This is a genomic window from Leptolyngbya sp. GB1-A1, from assembly GCF_039962475.1.
GTDB lineage: Bacteria > Cyanobacteriota > Cyanobacteriia > Elainellales > Elainellaceae > Leptolyngbya_A.
Map to the genome: position 1 here is coordinate 394,208 of NZ_JAMPLI010000001.1, position 17,868 is coordinate 412,075.

The window sequence follows — 17,868 nt, forward strand, 5'->3', positions numbered from 1 at the left end:
TTATCCTAAGTCAATTTGGCGCAACATCCTTTCAAAGGCTTTTGCATTACGAACTTGCTTGAACCCTATCTCTTGAGTCTGGATATCGCCGTCATAATCTTTTGATCTGTGGACGTAAAGAATAATGTCACCACTGCCATCGCGATCTTCTCGACGAGAGACAACCCTTAGCTCAGAAGGCATAAAAGATGTTACTGTTGTCGACCGTCCCGCTGTAAGAATAAAGGCTCGTTCATAGGTTATGACGTAAACAGACTGACGTGCTGTGAGCCAATTCAGGAAGGGAATAAAAAAGATAAGAAATAGCGGAATAACAGTTCCCATGAGAAAAACTAGAGCACCTGGAACACCTACAAATTCAAGCAGAGATCTTCCCATGTCTCTCGCTTGTTGATAGGTGCTAAAGCTGGTAAAAGAAAAAAATAGTAAGGAAACGAATAGAACTAAACAAACACCCAGGACGGAACGAGTAAAAAAACGAGCAATAGGCTGCTCAATCCATTGAATCTGCTCATTTGGCGAAAGCTCTTTTTCCAAACTTCTCCGCAGCTTTTCTGGCAGCCTATCGTTGTCCATTATCTTTGTTTTGTAGCTCTATTTTGTCTTCTGGCGAACTTAGAAACTGGTGAAAGACACAGAGTCAGTCTAAACAAATTTGTTAAGGCAAGGGAGGGTAATGCTACGGTTTTTATAGAATGGTCAATTCGAGTAATCCCGACAGCAGCGCAGCTCCTAAGCAATCGAACAAGTAACAGCACGAGCTAAACCCGAACGACCCTCAAACAATCAACTCCTCATGCTGACTCTTATCATTGGCAACAAAAATTACTCGTCCTGGTCGCTGCGAGCCTGGCTGACGCTGAAATATTCGGGCTTACCGTTTACCGAAATTCGGCTGCCGCTCGATACGCCAGAATTCTACGATCGCATCTCCCAATATTCCCCCTCAGCCAGAGTTCCCGTTCTTCTGCACGATGATTTGAGGGTGTGGGAATCGATCGCGATTGGCGAGTACATTGCTGAGCTTGCCCCTGCTTCTGGCTTGTTGCCTGCGGATTCGGCAGTTCGGGCAGTCGTCCGGTCAGTCAGTGCAGAAATGCACGCAGGATTTTTCGATTTGCGCCGGAATCTCCCAATGGACTGTCGATCGCGTTATTCAACCGATCGCGTGACACCCAGTGTTCAGAAAGATATCGATCGCATCAGCCAGATCTGGCGAGACTGTCGGCAGCAGTATAGGCAGCAGGGTTCGTTTTTGTTTGGAAATTTCACGATTGCCGATGCCATGTACGCTCCCGTCGTGTCTCGATTTGTCACCTATAACGTCAAGCTGGACTCAGAGGCGCAAACCTACGCAGACGCAATCTGGACGCTTCCTTTGATGCAGGAATGGGTCGAGGCTGCAACCCAGGAACTCGAAGTAATCCCGCCGGATTTGCTCTTTGCAGTTTAAGTAAGCTTTAAAGAAATCCCAGCGATCTTACCTAGAAAAACACAGCAAAACAGAGAGGTGGAATTTACACTGAGGAGAAGCCTAGCAGGATGTTATGAAAATAAATGCTTGTGACCTGCCCTATCCTCTCAATTCTGAAGAACTTGCCCTAGCTCTGGGGTTCTAAAGTCTTCCAAGATTGGGGCAATTTAAGGGACAGTGTAGAACAAAGAATACGGCTCAAACGTCCTCTGAATTCAGCCTGTGCTGAAGCTTGTCGATTGCTCTGGAGTGATGGGGGTTGTCGGTTGCGGATTGACCGTGAGTGACTTCAGCAGGGACACTGGTTTGAGTGTTATTCGTTAAGGGGGAATCCCTTTCTAGTTCCACAGCAAATTGGCGTATCTAGAAGTGAGATTGAAGCTTTATGTATGACTGCATCATCGTCGGCGCAGGACCCGCAGGCGGATCGGCTGCCTACCATCTGGCAAAGCGAGGGCGATCGGTTCTGGTTTTAGAAAAAGAGTCGCTGCCGCGCTATAAGCCGTGTGGAGGTGGCGTTTCCCCCCAAATTGCCGAATGGTTTGACTTTGACTTTTCGCCTGCCATTTCCCTCAAGGTAGACACCATCCGCTATACCTGGAAAATGGACGATCCGGTGACTGCCAAGCTCGAAAGCCTGGAGCCGATCTGGATGGTGCGGCGCGATGTATTTGACCATTTTCTGATTCAACAGGCGCAAAAGCAAGGCGCAGAACTGCGAGACAATACCGAAGTCAAAGGCATCGAGTTTAAGAGCGATCGCTGGCAGGTGAACACAGCGCAGGGTCCAGTTGAAGGACGCTATTTAATTGCTGCCGACGGTGCAAAGGGGCAAACAGCAAAATGGCTGGGCTTTAAAGATCGCAAGCGTCGCCTCGCTGGAGCCTTAGAAGCCGAAGCAAAAGCTACCGTTGCAAATTCAGATACCGCTCACTTTGAGTTTGGCATGGTCAAAAACGGCTACATCTGGAATTTTCCCAAGGCAGAGGGCTATTCGATCGGTGTGGGGACCTTCCGAGGCGGTGAGCCGCAGGACTTTAAGAGCATTCTGACCGAATACGCGACGCTGTTTGGTATCGACCTGCAAACCTGCAAGCAGTACGGGCATCCTCTGTGCCTGTGGGACGGCGAACAAAAGCTACATACCCAAAATGCCGTCCTGGCAGGAGAAGCTGCCTGTGTGGTTGATCCCTTTACGGCAGAAGGTATTCGTCCCTCGATTTTTAGCGGGGTCAAGGCAGCCGAAGCGATCGATCAGGCGATCGGCGGTAATGCAAACGCGCTCGCTGGCTATTCCCAAGTGATGAACCAGGAATGGGGCGCAGATATGGTTTGGGCACAGCGGTTGGCAGGCGTATTTTACCGGATTCCCAGCTTCGGCTACAAAATCGGTGTGAAACGTCCGACTGCAACCGAGCGCATGGGACAAATTCTCTGTGGTCAATTGCGCTATAGCGACGTCGCAAGCCGTGCCCTGAAGCGGCTGACAGCAGGCTTGATCCCCGGGATGGGTGGCTAGCAAGCGTTTAAGTTTGGGTGCGGATACGATTAACTCCTTTCATCGGTAGCCATTCTCCTAGGTTTTCTGGGGAATGGCTTTTCTCTGCACCTGAGTGCTACCGAACAATCTGAAACTCATCAAAGCGCACCACGTCCCCCTCGGGCTGGCGGGCATCAAATCGGTAGCTGCTGACAAGCCCGGTCGCAGTGTCTAGAATGCTGAAGACGGTGATCTCGTTGCTGGCAATGTAGGGCTGGGGTTTGCCATTTTCATCGAGCAGAGCACTAATCGAAGGTACGATCGCCGTCAGTCCACCCGGATCTCCGCTAGGCACGTAGTTGGGCTGAAAACCGATCGGAATTGAGCGACGAGTTTCACCCAGAAAGGCTCCGTAGGTGTTGCCCACGTTCGAGCTTTCCAGGAAGTGCATTCCGCCCGGACTGTCAAACCGATTCCACAGGTGCGAATGTCCATAGAACACAAGCTGTACGCCTGCCTTTTCCAGGAGCGGCATCAGATCTCGCAGCAGATAGTCGCGATCGATCGGGTATTCGTAGCGCACGGATTTAATTTGCCCGTCCGGGAAGCGATCGATAATCTGCGTCGGGTTCGTGTAGGGCGGAACCACGTTATCCCCCAGCGAATGGGGCGGATGGTGAAACATGACGATTTTGTATTTCGCCTGCTGAAATTCGGGGCGGTTTAGCTCTGCTTCCAGCCAGCTATATTGCGGACTACCGGGGGCGATCGGCTCAAAGATGTGCTGTCCGTAGCCCCATTTGTTGGCATCCGAGAGATCGACATCTCGTTCGCGGTAGCGTCCGCGTGCATTTGGCTCCAAGCTGGGGACACGCCAGGTATTGCAGGCATCGAGGGAAATTAGCCGCACATCGCCCAGCGTGATCGCATAGTATTTTTCGCCACCCGGACTGGTATTCGGCAGGGAAAAGATTTCTTCGTAGGTGTCGCTGTTAAAGGAATGATTCTTGATCCAGGTTTGGGCGATTGCCGGATCATTTCCAGGGTTAATCTGAGCGGCAATTTTGGCGTAGAGTGCGACTGCATTCTCGATCGGCACGGGATCGTTGTACTGCTCATTTAATGGCAGTTCGGTTGAAAAGCGTCCCATCACCTCGTGGTTGCCCAACGCCGGAAACAGCGGAGCCGACTGCAAAATCTTGCCGCCGCGATAGCGAGTCCCAACCCCGTTTTGCTCTAACAGCCGATTTGCTCGTCCCTGCAAACTGGGGAAAAACGCGCCGCCCCGATTGTCGTCAAACCATTCCGAAGCGCGATCGGGAATATTCACCAGATCGCCCGCTAGAAACACGGCATCGATCGGTTCGATCGTTTCAGTCACCTTTTGGAGGTTTGCCGGGGTCATTGGCATGAGCTGATGATCAGAAGTCAGCAGAATCTTGAGCGGCTGTCCGGGGGCGGGAACGGCTGCCAGAGTATAGCGACCGCTCCATTCCATCCGTCCGTTATCGCGCATGCTGCCCACTCGATAAGGAATGCGCTGGCTGGGAGTGAGTCCCTGCACCTCAGCTTCGTGTCGCCAGATGGGGCGATCGGTCGGCTGAGTGTAAACCTGCCCGTCTTCTTCCTGATTGTCCACTCGCGATCGCTGGTCTTCCCGCATCCGAGAAAGCTGGGTGGTTTGGGCGATCGTCGTCTGGTCAAGATTGCTGCCATATTGCACAAAGCTCTCGCGCCCGGCAAATTCAGTGAACCAGACCACTCGCACCGAGTTTGCAGCTGGGAGCTGAAGAAACGGATCGGTCAGCAAGCCCGCGCCCACCGGAAACAACGGAGCCAGCAGCATTCGGACAAAGAAAACTCCGTAAGCCAGGACGCTCAAAATCGTCGTCACCCACAGCACCAGGCGACCGTTCGATAACTCCTTCCACTTCATTCGATGCAGCAGTCGCCTAGTCCCCGTAGATGCAGTAGGTTTGGTCTCTGAAAATCAGACCACTTTATTTTGCCCAAGGCAAGAGTCGTTCATACAAGTTTGGGCTTGAAGTTTGGACTTGGAGTTTGGGCTTGAAGTTTGGGCTTCACGCTTTCGATCGTGCGGTGCTTATCTTGCCCGATACTTACGCATGCGTCGTTGATGCCGCCGTTCTGCCACCTGTTTTTGCATCCGACGGACGACAGGCAAAGCAACACCATAGCTGAGCAAACCGCCAAAGAAACCGACCACCGCACAGCCCAGCAAGTAGGCAACCAGGATGTCCCCTCCCAACGCCAGAAACCCCTCGATCGATCGCAAACTATCGATTGGTAAATCACTCCACTTCTGCCCCAGCAAGGTTTGCCCGACATGAAAATTCAGCGCAGTAAAGGGAAGCGTGGTAATCGGGTTGCTGAGCCAGGTTCCGGCAGCGGCAGCAATTTTACTGCTGTGAAAAACGGCTGCGGTGAGAATTGCGATCGCCATTTGCAGCCCCGGCAGCGGAAACATTCCCCAAAACACACCAAAGGCAAATCCGCGGGCAATTTCGGGCGGTGTGCCACGCAGTCGCAAAAAACGCAGATAAAAGTAGCGCAGCAATCGTTTCCAGCGCATGAAGTCCTTAGGATTATCAGCAGATCAACTCTACAAACTTCATAACATTTTGTTTCGATCAATGACCAGTCTCGAAGGATAAGCAGTTGCTTGTTATGGCACTGCAACCGATCGCAGCAGACGATCGACAATGATCCGCGATTTGCGTCCGGCAGCCGGAATCATGCGGTGGGAAAGGACATAGGGCGCGAGGAATTTTACATCGTCGGGAATCGCGAATTCTCTGCCTTCCAGAAACGCCAGTGCCTGGACTGCCCGATGCAGTGCAACTGTGCCTCTAGGGCTCACGCCGAGTAAGACTTCCTCATCTTCACGGGTGGCGCGCACCAGATCGAGAATGTATTGCTGAAGCGGCGTTTCGACTCGCACCTGGGCACAAAGCTGTTGAAGCGACTGCACTTCTGCCAGAGAAATACAGGGATGTAGGGCTTCGGGTTTTTGTCCGAGTCGCTGAAGCATTTGCAGTTCTTCTGCTTCGGTTGGGTAGCCCAGACTAAAGGACAGCGCAAATCGATCCATCTGCGCTTCGGGCAGGGGAAACGTGCCCTGATATTCCACCGGATTCTGAGTCGCAATCACAAAAAATGGATGGGGAACCAGACGCGATTTGCCGTCGATCGTCACTTGATGTTCTTCCATGACTTCCAGCAGGGCGGACTGGGTGCGAGGCGTTGCCCGGTTAATTTCATCTGTCAGCAGCACATTGGCAAACACAGGTCCAGGCAAAAACTCAAACTCGCCCGATCGCGGATTCCAGATATTCGTCCCCGTCACGTCGGCAGGCAGCAGATCCGGCGTGCACTGAATTCGCTGAAACTGTCCCTCAATTGATCGCGCCAGAGACTTTGCCAGCAGGGTTTTTCCCACTCCGGGCACATCTTCCAGCAGCGCATGTCCACCCGACAACAGAGCCACCAGCACTAGCCGAATTGCCTCTTCTTTGCCGACGATCGTTTGTCCTAAATTCTGAACGAGCTGTTCAATCCGTTCTCGCATGGGGTTTTACGATGGGGTAAGACTGGCTAACGCCTTGGGCATTGCTCCATAATGACAGCGATCGATTGCACCTGAAGGCAGCAAATTTACGGAAGCTGTGCAGAGCGGTAGATCAGGTTGCCGGGTCACAGATTGATAATAGGAGGAAATCTCACACTGAATTCACCCCCAATTAATCGGCGACCAAACCGCCCTAACATTTTTTCATTTCCTTATGACTCAAGCCCGTGCGACTCAAAAGCAATCGAATCGATCGCCAAATCCCCTAAAGCAATACTGGCGCGTCCTCAAACTTTTCTGGTCAACCGCTTTGGAAGCCGAGCTAGAGTATCGGGTTAATTTTTTGATTGCTGCCCTTACTAGTTTTGGCAGTCTGGCAGGTAGTTTGTTCAGTCTGTCGCTGTTTTATCAGACGGGCTATCAGTTTCAGGGATGGAGCTGGGAAGAGGCACTGCTGGTGCTGGGCGTGTTTACCATTCTTCAAGGATTTTCCGCAACGCTGCTGGCTCCGAACCTGAATCAAATTGTGGATCAGGTGCAAAAAGGCACGCTCGATTTTGTGCTGCTGAAACCGATCAGCTCTCAGTTTTGGCTGTCGCTGCGGAGGATTTCGCCCTGGGGTTTGCCTGATTTGATCTTTGGGCTGATTCTGATTGGCTATGCGGGAACAAGGCTAAATCTGCCGCCGATCGCCTATGTTGCCAGTGTGATTCCGATTCTGTTTGGGCTGCTGATTCTCTATAGCCTGTGGTTTATTTTGGGCGCGACGAGCATCTGGTTTGTCAAAATCTACAACGTCACCGAAGTGCTGCGGGGGCTGCTAGAAGCCGGACGATATCCGATGGCGGCTTATCCAGTGGCGTACCGCGTCTTTTTTACCTTTGTGGTTCCGGTTGCGTTCCTGACCACGATTCCGGCTGAAGTGCTGCTGAGCCGGGCGCAGGTTTTGTGGATCGCTGGCGCGGGGATTTTGGCGATCGTGCTTTTGCTGTTTGCCCGTTCTTTCTGGCGGTTTGCGCTGCGGTTTTATACCAGCGCGTCTAGCTAGCTCTACAGCCCCAAGCCACCCATGCTACCTTGCAGAAAAATTTGCAGTGCCAGTCCTGCCACTGATCCCAGGAAGCTGAAGAAATTGCCGCCCCCGCCGCCGCCCTGACCGTTTGCCGCCTTAAGCCGTTGCTGCTCTGCTTCCTGATACGCCTGAACGCTGGTAATAAATTGAGCTGAAAGCTCCTGTCCCTGGCTGTCGCCCTGGGTGGTGTAAAGTTCTTGGGCACTTTGAGCATCACCGATCGCCCCCGCATCATCACTCAAGCGCATCCGTGCCATTGCCCGCGCCAGGTAAGCATGAGCAAAGGTAGGGTTCCGCGTTAAAGCCTGATCGTAATTACTGATTGCACCTCGAAAGTTGCCGCGCTGCGCCTCTGCCAGCCCAAAGCGATAAAGATTTTCAGGGGTGGCGATCATCGCCGGAAGTCCTACCGCTTGCAGCACATTTGCCCCGTCCAGGTTTGCCCCCTGAATCATTGCCCCGTTCAAAATTGCCCCCCGCAAATCTGCATTTCTCAAGTCAGCCCCGCTCAAATCGGCTCCGCTTAAGTTTGCGTTCACCAGTGCCGCCCCCGCCAGATTTGCCCCCTGCAGGTTTGCCCCACTCAAATTCGATCGGCTCAGGTTTGCCTGCACCAGATTCGCATTTTGCAAATTTGCCCCTGAGAGACTGGCATAAACTAATCCCGCCTGGCTTAGCTCACACTGCGAACACTGCTTGGTCTCAATCAACTGCTGAACGTGCTCCAAGTTTTCAGCGATTGCAGCCGATCCCCAGCCAGTAACGGTCAGAACGGCGAGTGCAGGCAACAGAGTGAGTTTCATGACTGATACGCTAGGTATAGAGTAAGGTTGCTTGATTTTACAGCGTGGGCAATTAACTGTAGGGCTATCATAGTGTACTCAAAATTTGAGAGACGCACCAATGTCTACCCGCTTCTTCATCGCCCTCATTCCCCCTCAAGCAGTCCAGGATTACGCCGATCGCACTATTCAGGAGCTGACCGATCGCTTTCAGACTCGCACTGCCAAGGCTCCGCCCCACGTCACGCTTCAACCACCTTTTCTGTGGGAATTCGAGCAGGTTTTTGAGTTAGAGAATCGCTTGCGGCAGTTTGCCCAAACCCGATCGCCCGTCCCGGTGACCATCTCTGGCTTTGGAGCATTTGCGCCGAGGGTACTGTACGTGAACGTGTTAAAAACCCCGGAACTCCTAGCCCTTCAGGCTGTCCTTATACAGGATTTAGAGCAGATTGGCATTCGTGACCCGAAGAACAAACAGCGCGGCTTTTCGCCCCATCTCACGGTGGCTTCACGGAATATCAACAAGCCCATCTTCAAGGCTGCTTGGGCAGAGCTTCAGGCGCGATCGGTTGAATTTGAGTTTGTAAGCAATCGCCTAATTTTGCTGATTCATGAGGGGCAGCGGTGGCAGGTGCGATCGGAGTTTGAATTAGGGGGGCAACCCGATACTAAAGATTCGTGACAACCGATCGAGTTTTTGTTGACAGGAGAATCTGAAACCGTAACAATAGATACAGAAAGTGAATCGTTCATCCTAATCTAGGTCGTAAATTCTGGATTGCTAAAGCTAGATTGTCAGCAAAGCACCGGGGGCGATCGAAAAGGACGGAAGTAGGGAAAAAACCAGAAGCTAAAAAGACAAAAGCCCAGAAATTTTCCTGAAGGAACGCGCCTCATTTCATTCCCATCATCTACGCAGAAAAGAGGCGAAGACTATGAAACTGACCTATCGCGGCGTGAGCTACGAATACAACGCTCCTCAAGTTGAATATGGCGATGCCACCCAAGTTGGCAAATATCGCGGGCTAGACATTCGGTTCCGTAAATCCAACAAGGCTTTGGTGCTTCAGCCAACGCTAGATCTGCTTTATCGCGGCGTGGCTTATACGGCAAATCCAACTCCTGCCACTGAAACTCAAACCGAGCAGACTCCTGCACAGTCGGTTCAAGAGCGGGCACGGGTGCTGATGATGAATCACCATCGCTCTGAAAAGCAGCGGCAACAGTCCATGCTGACTCGTTCTGATCAGCGAATGGGGTTAAGCCACTAGAGTTTCTCATTCAAGTTCGATCTTCTTTCAAGTTTGATCTAAGTTAGCTGGTTGACGACACCTCCTTAATGGGGGTGTTTTTGTTTAACCGATCGAACCACAACTCTGCAACAGGCACAGGTGCAGCTCGTGCAGCAGGAAAAACGCTCTAGCCTGGGGGACATAGTGGCAGGAATTGTCCATGAAATTAATAACCCCATTAATTTTATTGTCAGCAACATTCGGCATCGTTAGCAACATCCCGCCTTTGCGCGTACGCTGATGATTTTGCAGCATCGACTCAAGGGCGCAGGAGACTGACCCTCGATCGCGGATCATCAAGCTGTAATTCAAACTGCCGATAACGCGAATGGCATCTCCGATTCCATCCAAAAGCGACTGTTTGAGCCGCTGTTTACGACTAAGCCTGTTGGCAAAGGTACAGGGCTGGGACTGGCGATCGCCCATTAGATTATTCTGGAGAAACATAAGGGCAAACTGAGCGTTGCCTCTGAAGTCAGGCGGGGCACAACCTTTACGATCGAACTGCAATTAAGGCTGCGGTATAAGAAGCGATGGGCTTATAGATAAATTCATCAGATTTCTCCCAGCACATCAAAAATTGGCAGCATTGCACAGTCAGGACAAGTTTTTCAGAGACTAGAATAGGGAAATTCCCCTCCATTCTCATTTTTCCGGTTCAGTCTCTTCGCCGAGTCCTAAATATTGCCCCTGTTTTCCGTTGCGAGATGTCTACCTTGCCCACTGACGCTTTCCCAGATTTTTCTGATTCCCAACTGCCAGATTCGCAAGAAGAGGAACTGTTTCATGCTGCTCCCAATCCGTCGATCGAGCGAGCAATCGATTCGTCTGGCAGTTCGCCTTTCTACGTGCGGGCAGCAAGACAGCAGGATTTAACCAACCTGGCAGAAGTTTTGACCAGCAGCTTTCATAGTTCCACAGGGACGATGGGTTGGCTGTATCCCTTGCTGCGACAGGGGATCTACGAAGATATGCGAATGCGGATGCGATTATCTCAGGGGGGAACTGCGAAGCGATCGACTCAGGCTCATTATGCCTGTCTAGTGGCAGTGCGGCGGATGTCTTCGCAAGAGGCGGTGTTTGAGTCGCGGGCTTCGGAGTCGCCTCAGCTTGCTGTAGCGGGCAGCGATCGACTGGTCGGCACGGTCGAAATTTCGCTCAAGACCGGATCGCCCTTTCTGCGCCAATCGCCCTATCTCTATCTGTCAAATCTGGCGGTGCTAGCAGAATATCGGCAGCAGGGAGTAGCTCAGCAGCTTTTGCGGGTCTGCGAGCGGGTTGCGCTCGACTGGGGCTATCAGGATTTGTATCTGCACGTTCTGGAGGACAACGCCCGCGCCCAACGGCTCTATAGCAAAGCAGGCTATGAAGTGGAACGAATTGACACCACCCTAACTTCGGTTCTGCTGGGACGATCGCGACAGATGTTTCTACACAAATCGATTCCGCGAACTTGAGAAGAGATTTGCGGAGCCGCCAAGCTCCTACATTGCTGCCTGGCCAGGCGGATTGGATGCCCGCTCCCATTCAATGGGAATCGGCTGTTTTCGCTGCAACGTCTTCTCTCAATTCGAGGAAATTTCCCCCACAAGTTCTGGATGAACTCGATCGCGGTGCAGCGTGGGGTGCAGCAGCATTTGGTGTAGGTGATAGCGGAAGTTTTGATCCAGATATTTCTGGCGGGTTGCATCCCAGGTGGAGAGGGCTTCGGCTTGCGTTTGCTGAATTTTTTCCTGGAGTTGGGGTAATTCAGCCTGATTGCCGATCGCCTCATCTAGTAACGATTGCAGCACTTGTGTATCCTGGAAGCTGCCGAGCCGATCTTGAATTTGTTTAATTTCTTCGATCCAGTTATGAAATGGTTCGCCATAAAACGGCTTGAAGAATTCGGTTTGATAGCGGGCATGTTTGCAGACTTTTCGCAGGTCGTGCAGCGTTTCGCTTTCAACGGCAATGTTGTCTTGTGCGATTGTCCAGCCAGAATGAAGCAGCACTTCAGCAACCAAAGGACTCAGTACATCCGGCAACACGGTGAGCAGCGGCAGGTGAGCGATCGGGTGAAATTTGGGCTGCTCAATCCAGTTTGTAAACGCAGTTTGTAGAGCTTTGTAGGGGCGATCGTTCAGCGCAGTTTTCATAGCCTGAAACGCGGCAACTCGCTGCTTTTTTAATGCCTTGATTGCAAATTGGATTTGTTTTTGTTCAGTCTGCTCGAATTGGGGCTGATACTCATTTTGCAGGCTGGCAATTTGCACATCGAGATCACGCACTGCGCCTAAAATTCGAGCCAGATTACGAACTTGTTTGCGGTCAGCTCTTTTGGGCAGCAGGATGGCGCGATCGAAAATTTGCATTGCGGTTCTGAGGCGGCGTGTGCTGACCCGCATTTGATGCAGGTGTTCAGGATCGGTATCTTCCAGAACACGTTTTGCAGGCTTGCTCATTCGGTGAAACTGTTCAGTAATCACTTGCTGAGCTAGTTCACCTAATGTTAAATTTTCCGTTAATTCATGAATACTGTTAAAGGAAAGTTGTTCTTTTTCTTCTTTTTTCATACTTTTTTTCATACTTTGATACCTTCCCTACCTGCACTTCTGGAAAAGAATTATTTTAACGCGAACCTGTCTATTGCTAATCCTTCATCAGAACTGCTTCGTTGGATTGATTTAGCAAAACGATTTTCCGATCGCCACGAAATTCCTGCACAATAAACCCATCAAGATCATTAATCCAAAACACAAGGACAGTTGGCATGAGGAGTTGCGTGTGGGTTTACTGATTTCGATCGCCCTAATTTTGATGGTGATTAGCTTCAGCTTTGGGCTGATTTGGCTGGGAGAAATTGCCGCCGGAGTTGCCTTGTTTCTATCGCTCTGGGTGCTGGCAGTGACGCTGCTGCCCCATCTGGAAAAGGTGACTCGATCGCACAGACGGCTGATTACTGCTATTGCAGGAGTCGTTGTTGCAACGCTGGTGCTACTCTGGACCAGTCCGTGGGCTGAATCGGTGCGAAATCAGATTGCTCAGCTTGGCTGGGAGCGCATTGATGTGTTCAGCAATCTTTTAAGTGCGATCGGTCAAATTTTGATTGCGATTGTTGCGCTGTATGTCACCTGGGAGCAGTACACTACCTCGAAGCGGCTGACGATCGAGCAAAATCGCCTTGCCAGCCAGCAAAATATCATTACGCAGCAGCAGACGATCGACGCCTATTTTCAGGGAATCGCCGAACTCACCCTCAACGACGACGGCTTACTGGAAGATTTCCCAATGGAGCGGGCGATCGCAGAAGGGCGCACTGCCGCGATTTTGGGCAGCCTTGATGCAGGCGGTAAAGCAAAAGTTCTTCGCTTTCTCTCTGGGGCTGGACTGCTTACTCCTTTAAGACGCGATGAGCGATTGGGACGCGCCATTCTCGATGGCTCCGGTGGCTATGCCGAAGATCGGTTGACGGGCGTTCGCGTGATTAACCTGGGGGTAATGCTGGCGGGGGCAAATCTGGCAGGGGGAGATCTGCGGGGGGCTGACCTCAGCGACATCAATATGATTCGAGCGAATCTGAGCCAGTGTGAGCTGGTTCGTGCCAACTTTGCCCGGACGGTTCTCTGTGAAGCCAACTTTGCCGGGTCTGACTTGTCTCATGTCCGGTTCTACTATGGTTCGGTCAAAACTGCCACGCCGCGCACGCCGAAAGACTTTCCAGACTACGAAACAGGTGAATACACCGGAGCCGTGATCGAAGATGCTGACTTTACAGGCGTACAGCGGCTCTCGGATGAACAGCGATTTTACTGCTGTGCCTGGGGTGGCTCCAAAACACGCCAAACGATTCCCGGCGGCTGTGAGGGAATTCCGAATTTGCTGAAACGTTAGCGAGGCTTGAGAGGCTGGTTGAGGAGTTTCAGAGGTTCTACATTGCTCCTAAATTCCCCAATGCTAGGGGGCTTTGAAATCCAGATTAGGACTTAGAGCAGGGAAGATTCAGCCAGAATCAGGAATTGTCTGTATCGTTAAGTAGAACGCTGAAACCGATCGCCGCAGAAATACCCATCAGTTTCTAAAATTTCAATTTCTTAAATCTACTCGTTTGGCGATTCGATTCATCTCTCTCTCCACACGCTTCCCACCCTGATTCACGCTCTCTCCACTCTGATTCACCTCTTTTTGCACACTAAGAATTTCTATGTTATCCCTCTCTTCATCACCTGAACTGCGATCGAACTTTCCTCAAATTAGTGGATGGGAAAACGAACTGCGATCGATTACCCACCATCAAGAACCATTATTTTTGCCCATTACCAATTTATCGTTGGAAAATATCACTGCTGGATTTGCTTGTGCCCTACATATGCACCAGCCTACTATTCCCGCAGGTATCAACGGAGGATTAATTAGCAATCTCCAACATATGTATGAACATCCTCACGAAGGAGATAACCACAACGCTGATCCGTTTGCCTGGTGCTATGGGCGCATGGGGGATTTCATTCCGCAGTTGGTGAGTGAGGGCTGCAATCCGCGCATTATGCTTGACTATTCGGGAAACTTGCTCTGGGGACTGCACCAAATGGAGCGATCGGACGTTTTAGACAAGCTGAAGCGAATTGCCTGTGATCCTGCCTATTACCTCCATGTGGAATGGCTGGGAACGCTGTGGAGTCATGCCGTTGTACCTTCTACGCCGATCGCCGATTTAAAGTTACATCTTCAAGCATGGCAGCATCAGTTTGCAGCAATCTTTGGTATCGATGCGCTAAAGCGAGTCAAAGGTTTTTCGCCGCCCGAAATGCACCTGCCCAATCATCCCGATACGCTGTATGCCTATATTCAAGCGTTGCTCGATTGCGGCTATCGCTGGCTGATGGTGCAGGAACATTCGATCGAAAATCTGGACGGTTCGCCGCTGTCTCAGGATCAGAAATATTTGCCGAATCGCCTGGTTGCGCGAAACTCCCACGGTGAAATCATTAGCATTACAGCTCTGGTCAAAACGCAGGGGTCGGATACCAAACTAGTCGCCCAGATGCAGCCCTATTTTGAGGCAAAAGGACGCGGTAAACAGGTTATCCAAAATAGCCAAACCCTACAAGATAAAGCCATTCCCTCACTCGTCACCCAAATTGCAGACGGCGAAAATGGCGGCGTGATGATGAATGAGTATCCGCGTGATTTGTTTCGCGTTTATCACGAGATTCGTGACGGAGGCGGCGGCACAACAGGAACAGTTCCGATGAACGGCACAGAGTATTTAGAACTGATTGAAGCGGCAGGCATTCATCCCGCAGATTTCCCGACCTGTCAGGCAGTGCAGCAGCACAAAATCTGGCAGTCTATTGACCTGGAGCACACCACGCCTGAAGCAGTCCAACAAGCGATCGCCCACTTCCAGCAAACCGACCCCCACTTTCACATGGACGGAGCCTCCTGGACGAATCATCTGAGTTGGGTTCAGGGCTATGAAAACGTGCTGGAGCCAATGGCACAGCTCAGCGTCGCCTTTCATCAGAAATACGATCGGCAAGTCGAACAAGATCCTGCGGTCACGCGCCAGCCTGACTATCAGGAAGCGTTACTCTACAACCTGCTGCTGCAAACAAGCTGCTTTCGCTACTGGGGGCAGGGAATTTGGACAGACTATGCGCGGATGCTGTTTGATCGGGGAATGGCGTTGCTGTCCAATTAAACGGCTGAAATGGTTAAACGGCTGAGACGGCGATCGCCTTTCGATTCCGTCCTATGACCTGCTCAATAATATCCGCTGCCCGGCGCACCCCTCCAGCCTGTTCGATCGCCTGCTGAATTCGTCGGGCATTTTGGCGATAGACCGGTTCGGTTAAAACCTGCTGAATCGTGGCTTTGAGCATTGGCACATCAAGTTGATGCGGCGCACTTCCTCGTAAGGAGTAATCGACCGGCATAACTTCGCCTACGCCCGTCCAGCGAATGCGTGCCCCAGTTCCGGGCTGCTCAAACGTGATCGGAATTGCGACGATCGGCACTCCGTGGCTGAGCGAATCCAGTACCGTATTTAATCCGCCGTGGGTAATGGTTAGACTTGCCTGGGCAATCACATCAAACTGGGGGGCATATTCGACGACAATTACCTTATCAGGGGAAGTGCTTCGCATCGGCTCTCCAAAAAGCTCTGCGATCGCGATTTCGCTCATGCCGCCTCCGTGAGCAATCACAAGCTGCACATCGAGTTCGGCACAGGCAGCCGCAATCTGACGAAAAATTTCCTGCTTGGTGTTTTGAATGCTGCCCAGCGACGCAAAAATCAGCGGTTGTCCTGTCAAACGATGAAACGGAAACGGCACAGCGCGGGGAGACGGATTGCGAAACGGTCCCAGATAGTGAACATGTGGCGGCAAATCAGGACAGGGAAAATCAAAGGCGACAGGCTGCTGACACAGATGCGCCAATCGAGCGCGAGACGCATAAAGCTGGCGATAAGGCGGCAACTGCCACTGCTCTCGATAGCGATTAATCGTCTGCAAAATCGGCTGAGACTGGCGATCGAAAATCCAGTAAGCCAACTGGTTGCGGAGTTTTGCCCAGGCTGCCAGATTGTAGCTCCAGCCCATGAAAAAAGGCGGCATCTCGGCACGACGATGAATGAGCTGACCGCAGCTCACGCACACAAACGGTAGTCCCATCGCTTCGGCGATCGTCTCCCCCACAATCTCAAGCTGATCCACAATCAAAAATTCGATTCCGGCAGCAGCGATCGCAGCAGGAGCATCTTCACACAAAATCGTGGCGATTTCAGCGCAAAACGTAACCGACTGTTCCAGTGCCGGGATACCGCTTAGCGTTGCAAGCTGCTGTATTGTCTTTGCCAGCATTCCGGGCTGATAGCGAGAGCCGATTGGCGCAAACTGCAAGCCCTCCGATCGCACCTTGAGTTCCAGATCGGGGATTTGCAGCATAGTGACCTGATGCCCACGAGCCTGTAGCTCTCGTCCTAGCGCAGCATGGGGATTAAGATGACCGGACAGCGGAGGGCAAATAATACCAAAGTGAGTCATAGTCAGGTGAATCAATTGGAGATTAAAGAGATTAAATTAAAAACAATAAAAGACGATCGCGCTTAATCAGGAGGAAACTCTTGAATAAATGCATCTGCATTAAGCCGCAGCTTACCGTCAGCAATTTGTATTTCTTGGACGGTGAGAAATAGCCCTTTTTGTTCAAAGTCCTTTAGATTCAAAAGCCGATCGAGGCTGGCAATCACGTCAGAAGCCCAGCTTGGATTTGACTGCTGAGAAGACGGATGAGAAGAAAGTGAATGCTGCCAGACAATTCCCTGTTTGGATTCCTGTTCTGAAGGGGGCAATGCCATTAACACGATCGATTCTGTTTCATCAGACAAGGGATTCGGCTTGAGTTGAATCGTGATTGTATTATTAACCAGTGAGCAGCGAACAGGTGAAGTGATTTGATTCAATTGAGGAGAATTTTGCGCGATTGCTTGGTTAAGCGCAGTGGTCAGATCGTTCTCGTTAATCACAACGCTCAGCTTTCCCTGCGAAGGATGCAGCAGTTTGATCTGTCCCTTCAGCGCACTTAGGGGTTTCACCGTCACCGCACCGATATCAAGCTGAAATGCCTCGGTTTTCAAGTTTCTAGACAGCACTAATCTCTCGATCAAGATGACGATCGCATCAATTTGCCCCTTTGCCAATTGCTTCAGTGTTGCTGCAATATTAACGCTGAGGTCAACGTCCTGCTTTAACTGACTGGCGATCGCGATTTCAGCAATGCGATTAATGGCCTGCTGCGAAAAACGACTGGATTCCCGCTTCATGCTGTTTGCCTCACACCCTCCTGAATCCCCATTTCCTAGAGAAATGAAGACGCCGCTTGAACCTTTGTCGATCGTAAATTAAGCAATTTCTCACCATTTCTCGTCTGCCGGAAGAACAGGTTTGAACCGCCGAAAAAGTAAACTTTAGTGAAGCTCTGCTGTGCAGCGAGTGCTGAAAGTTGTGCTTCTTTGGCTTCTGCAAACAACAAACGACCCATTTGCTCCCCCGACCCATTTTCTTCTACAGTTCCCCCTTGACTCTCCACCCGACTGGAGCCTTCAGGATAGAAGTGGGAGTTCAAGTCATGCCGATCGAGCTTTCCTGAAGCAGTGATTTGACCTGAATCGAAGACTTTTTTTAGTGGAGACAAA

The 17,868-nt window shown here is 51.3% G+C and carries 20 protein-coding genes and 1 riboswitch; of the genes, 9 read left to right on the forward strand and 11 right to left on the reverse strand.

Annotated features, from left to right (window positions below; all coding sequences use genetic code 11):
- Positions 1 to 537 (reverse strand): hypothetical protein, encoded by a 537-nt coding sequence (locus NDI45_RS01680; RefSeq protein ID WP_348245893.1) that lies wholly within the window; start codon positions 535 to 537, stop codon positions 1 to 3.
- A gap of 259 nt (positions 538 to 796) precedes the next feature.
- On the opposite strand from NDI45_RS01680, the gene NDI45_RS01685 reads away from it, so the two are divergent.
- Complete coding sequence (locus NDI45_RS01685) at positions 797 to 1,453, forward strand: glutathione S-transferase family protein (RefSeq protein ID WP_190790385.1); 657 nt, start codon at positions 797 to 799, stop codon at positions 1,451 to 1,453.
- Positions 1,454 to 1,859: 406 nt separating this feature from the next.
- A complete protein-coding gene (locus tag NDI45_RS01690; RefSeq protein ID WP_190790386.1) occupies positions 1,860 to 2,993 on the forward strand; it encodes a geranylgeranyl reductase family protein in 1,134 nt (377 codons plus the stop codon).
- Positions 2,994 to 3,090: 97 nt separating this feature from the next.
- On the opposite strand, the gene NDI45_RS01695 is transcribed toward NDI45_RS01690, so the two are convergent.
- The 4 genes from NDI45_RS01695 to NDI45_RS01710 all read right to left on the reverse strand — a co-directional run bounded on the left by NDI45_RS01695 (position 3,091) and on the right by NDI45_RS01710 (position 6,672).
- Positions 3,091 to 4,800, reverse strand: a complete 1,710-nt coding sequence (locus NDI45_RS01695) for a metallophosphoesterase family protein (protein ID WP_348245989.1) — start codon at positions 4,798 to 4,800, stop codon at positions 3,091 to 3,093.
- A gap of 258 nt (positions 4,801 to 5,058) precedes the next feature.
- Entirely contained in the window at positions 5,059 to 5,547 is a 489-nt protein-coding gene (locus NDI45_RS01700) for a DUF2062 domain-containing protein (RefSeq protein ID WP_190790388.1), read from the reverse strand.
- Positions 5,548 to 5,640: 93 nt separating this feature from the next.
- A complete protein-coding gene (locus NDI45_RS01705; protein WP_190790389.1) occupies positions 5,641 to 6,543 on the reverse strand; it encodes a MoxR family ATPase in 903 nt (300 codons plus the stop codon).
- 6 nt (positions 6,544 to 6,549) lie between these two features.
- Entirely contained in the window at positions 6,550 to 6,672 is a 123-nt protein-coding gene (locus NDI45_RS01710; protein WP_277879035.1) for a hypothetical protein, read from the reverse strand.
- Between the two features lie 85 nt (positions 6,673 to 6,757).
- Here NDI45_RS01710 and NDI45_RS01715 point away from each other — a divergent pair, with 85 nt between their 5' ends.
- The gene (locus NDI45_RS01715) at positions 6,758 to 7,591 is read left to right on the forward strand and encodes an ABC transporter permease (RefSeq protein ID WP_190790390.1); all 834 of its coding nucleotides are present in this window, start codon (positions 6,758 to 6,760) and stop codon (positions 7,589 to 7,591) included.
- Positions 7,592 to 7,593: 2 nt separating this feature from the next.
- Here the strand turns inward: NDI45_RS01715 and NDI45_RS01720 are convergent, their stop codons facing one another.
- Positions 7,594 to 8,418 (reverse strand): pentapeptide repeat-containing protein, encoded by an 825-nt coding sequence (locus NDI45_RS01720; RefSeq protein ID WP_348245897.1) that lies wholly within the window; start codon positions 8,416 to 8,418, stop codon positions 7,594 to 7,596.
- A 100-nt stretch (positions 8,419 to 8,518) separates the two neighbouring features.
- Between NDI45_RS01720 and NDI45_RS01725 the strand changes: the two genes are divergently transcribed.
- The 4 genes from NDI45_RS01725 to NDI45_RS01740 all read left to right on the forward strand — a co-directional run bounded on the left by NDI45_RS01725 (position 8,519) and on the right by NDI45_RS01740 (position 11,146).
- Complete coding sequence (locus NDI45_RS01725; protein WP_348245899.1) at positions 8,519 to 9,079, forward strand: 2'-5' RNA ligase family protein; 561 nt, start codon at positions 8,519 to 8,521, stop codon at positions 9,077 to 9,079.
- Between the two features lie 62 nt (positions 9,080 to 9,141).
- Positions 9,142 to 9,290, forward strand: a riboswitch (Glutamine riboswitch).
- A gap of 42 nt (positions 9,291 to 9,332) precedes the next feature.
- The gene (locus NDI45_RS01730) at positions 9,333 to 9,668 is read left to right on the forward strand and encodes a DUF4278 domain-containing protein (RefSeq protein WP_190790810.1); all 336 of its coding nucleotides are present in this window, start codon (positions 9,333 to 9,335) and stop codon (positions 9,666 to 9,668) included.
- Positions 9,669 to 10,034: 366 nt separating this feature from the next.
- Complete coding sequence (locus NDI45_RS01735; protein ID WP_348245991.1) at positions 10,035 to 10,118, forward strand: hypothetical protein; 84 nt, start codon at positions 10,035 to 10,037, stop codon at positions 10,116 to 10,118.
- Positions 10,119 to 10,396: 278 nt separating this feature from the next.
- On the forward strand, positions 10,397 to 11,146 hold the full coding sequence (locus NDI45_RS01740) for a GNAT family N-acetyltransferase (protein ID WP_348245901.1): 750 nt from the start codon (positions 10,397 to 10,399) through the stop codon (positions 11,144 to 11,146).
- 108 nt (positions 11,147 to 11,254) lie between these two features.
- On the opposite strand, the gene NDI45_RS01745 is transcribed toward NDI45_RS01740, so the two are convergent.
- A complete protein-coding gene (locus NDI45_RS01745) occupies positions 11,255 to 12,244 on the reverse strand; it encodes a CHAD domain-containing protein (RefSeq protein WP_348245903.1) in 990 nt (329 codons plus the stop codon).
- A 76-nt stretch (positions 12,245 to 12,320) separates the two neighbouring features.
- Positions 12,321 to 12,443, reverse strand: a complete 123-nt coding sequence (locus tag NDI45_RS01750; RefSeq protein ID WP_348245905.1) for a hypothetical protein — start codon at positions 12,441 to 12,443, stop codon at positions 12,321 to 12,323.
- Positions 12,444 to 12,455: 12 nt separating this feature from the next.
- Between NDI45_RS01750 and NDI45_RS01755 the strand changes: the two genes are divergently transcribed.
- Entirely contained in the window at positions 12,456 to 13,562 is a 1,107-nt protein-coding gene (locus NDI45_RS01755; protein WP_347277835.1) for a pentapeptide repeat-containing protein, read from the forward strand.
- A 310-nt stretch (positions 13,563 to 13,872) separates the two neighbouring features.
- Positions 13,873 to 15,372 (forward strand): glycosyl hydrolase family 57, encoded by a 1,500-nt coding sequence (locus NDI45_RS01760; protein WP_348245908.1) that lies wholly within the window; start codon positions 13,873 to 13,875, stop codon positions 15,370 to 15,372.
- Between the two features lie 13 nt (positions 15,373 to 15,385).
- Here NDI45_RS01760 and NDI45_RS01765 read toward each other — a convergent pair whose 3' ends face one another.
- The 3 genes from NDI45_RS01765 to NDI45_RS01775 form a co-directional block, all read right to left on the reverse strand.
- Positions 15,386 to 16,717, reverse strand: a complete 1,332-nt coding sequence (locus NDI45_RS01765) for a nucleotide disphospho-sugar-binding domain-containing protein (protein WP_348245910.1) — start codon at positions 16,715 to 16,717, stop codon at positions 15,386 to 15,388.
- Between the two features lie 62 nt (positions 16,718 to 16,779).
- Positions 16,780 to 17,496 carry a DUF2993 domain-containing protein gene (locus NDI45_RS01770; RefSeq protein WP_348245912.1) on the reverse strand — a complete coding sequence of 239 codons (717 nt, stop codon included), beginning with the start codon at positions 17,494 to 17,496 and terminating at the stop codon, positions 16,780 to 16,782.
- A 35-nt stretch (positions 17,497 to 17,531) separates the two neighbouring features.
- Positions 17,532 to 17,867, reverse strand: coding sequence for a hypothetical protein (locus tag NDI45_RS01775; RefSeq protein WP_348245914.1), 336 nt, complete (start codon positions 17,865 to 17,867; stop codon positions 17,532 to 17,534).
- Between the last annotated feature and the right edge of the window lies 1 nt (position 17,868).

Coding starts and splice junctions, on each gene's coding strand:
- NDI45_RS01770 (WP_348245912.1), bottom strand. CDS start 17,496: ATGAAGCGGGAATCCAGTCGTTTTTCGCAGCAGGCCATTAATCGCATT.
- NDI45_RS01745 (WP_348245903.1), bottom strand. CDS start 12,244: ATGAAAAAAGAAGAAAAAGAACAACTTTCCTTTAACAGTATTCATGAA.
- NDI45_RS01730 (WP_190790810.1), top strand. CDS start 9,333: ATGAAACTGACCTATCGCGGCGTGAGCTACGAATACAACGCTCCTCAA.
- NDI45_RS01720 (WP_348245897.1), bottom strand. CDS start 8,418: ATGAAACTCACTCTGTTGCCTGCACTCGCCGTTCTGACCGTTACTGGC.
- NDI45_RS01715 (WP_190790390.1), top strand. CDS start 6,758: ATGACTCAAGCCCGTGCGACTCAAAAGCAATCGAATCGATCGCCAAAT.
- NDI45_RS01750 (WP_348245905.1), bottom strand. CDS start 12,443: ATGCCAACTGTCCTTGTGTTTTGGATTAATGATCTTGATGGGTTTATT.
- NDI45_RS01705 (WP_190790389.1), bottom strand. CDS start 6,543: ATGCGAGAACGGATTGAACAGCTCGTTCAGAATTTAGGACAAACGATC.
- NDI45_RS01740 (WP_348245901.1), top strand. CDS start 10,397: ATGTCTACCTTGCCCACTGACGCTTTCCCAGATTTTTCTGATTCCCAA.
- NDI45_RS01700 (WP_190790388.1), bottom strand. CDS start 5,547: ATGCGCTGGAAACGATTGCTGCGCTACTTTTATCTGCGTTTTTTGCGA.
- NDI45_RS01760 (WP_348245908.1), top strand. CDS start 13,873: ATGTTATCCCTCTCTTCATCACCTGAACTGCGATCGAACTTTCCTCAA.
- NDI45_RS01695 (WP_348245989.1), bottom strand. CDS start 4,800: ATGCTGCTGGCTCCGTTGTTTCCGGTGGGCGCGGGCTTGCTGACCGAT.
- NDI45_RS01690 (WP_190790386.1), top strand. CDS start 1,860: ATGTATGACTGCATCATCGTCGGCGCAGGACCCGCAGGCGGATCGGCT.
- NDI45_RS01765 (WP_348245910.1), bottom strand. CDS start 16,717: ATGACTCACTTTGGTATTATTTGCCCTCCGCTGTCCGGTCATCTTAAT.
- NDI45_RS01685 (WP_190790385.1), top strand. CDS start 797: ATGCTGACTCTTATCATTGGCAACAAAAATTACTCGTCCTGGTCGCTG.
- NDI45_RS01725 (WP_348245899.1), top strand. CDS start 8,519: ATGTCTACCCGCTTCTTCATCGCCCTCATTCCCCCTCAAGCAGTCCAG.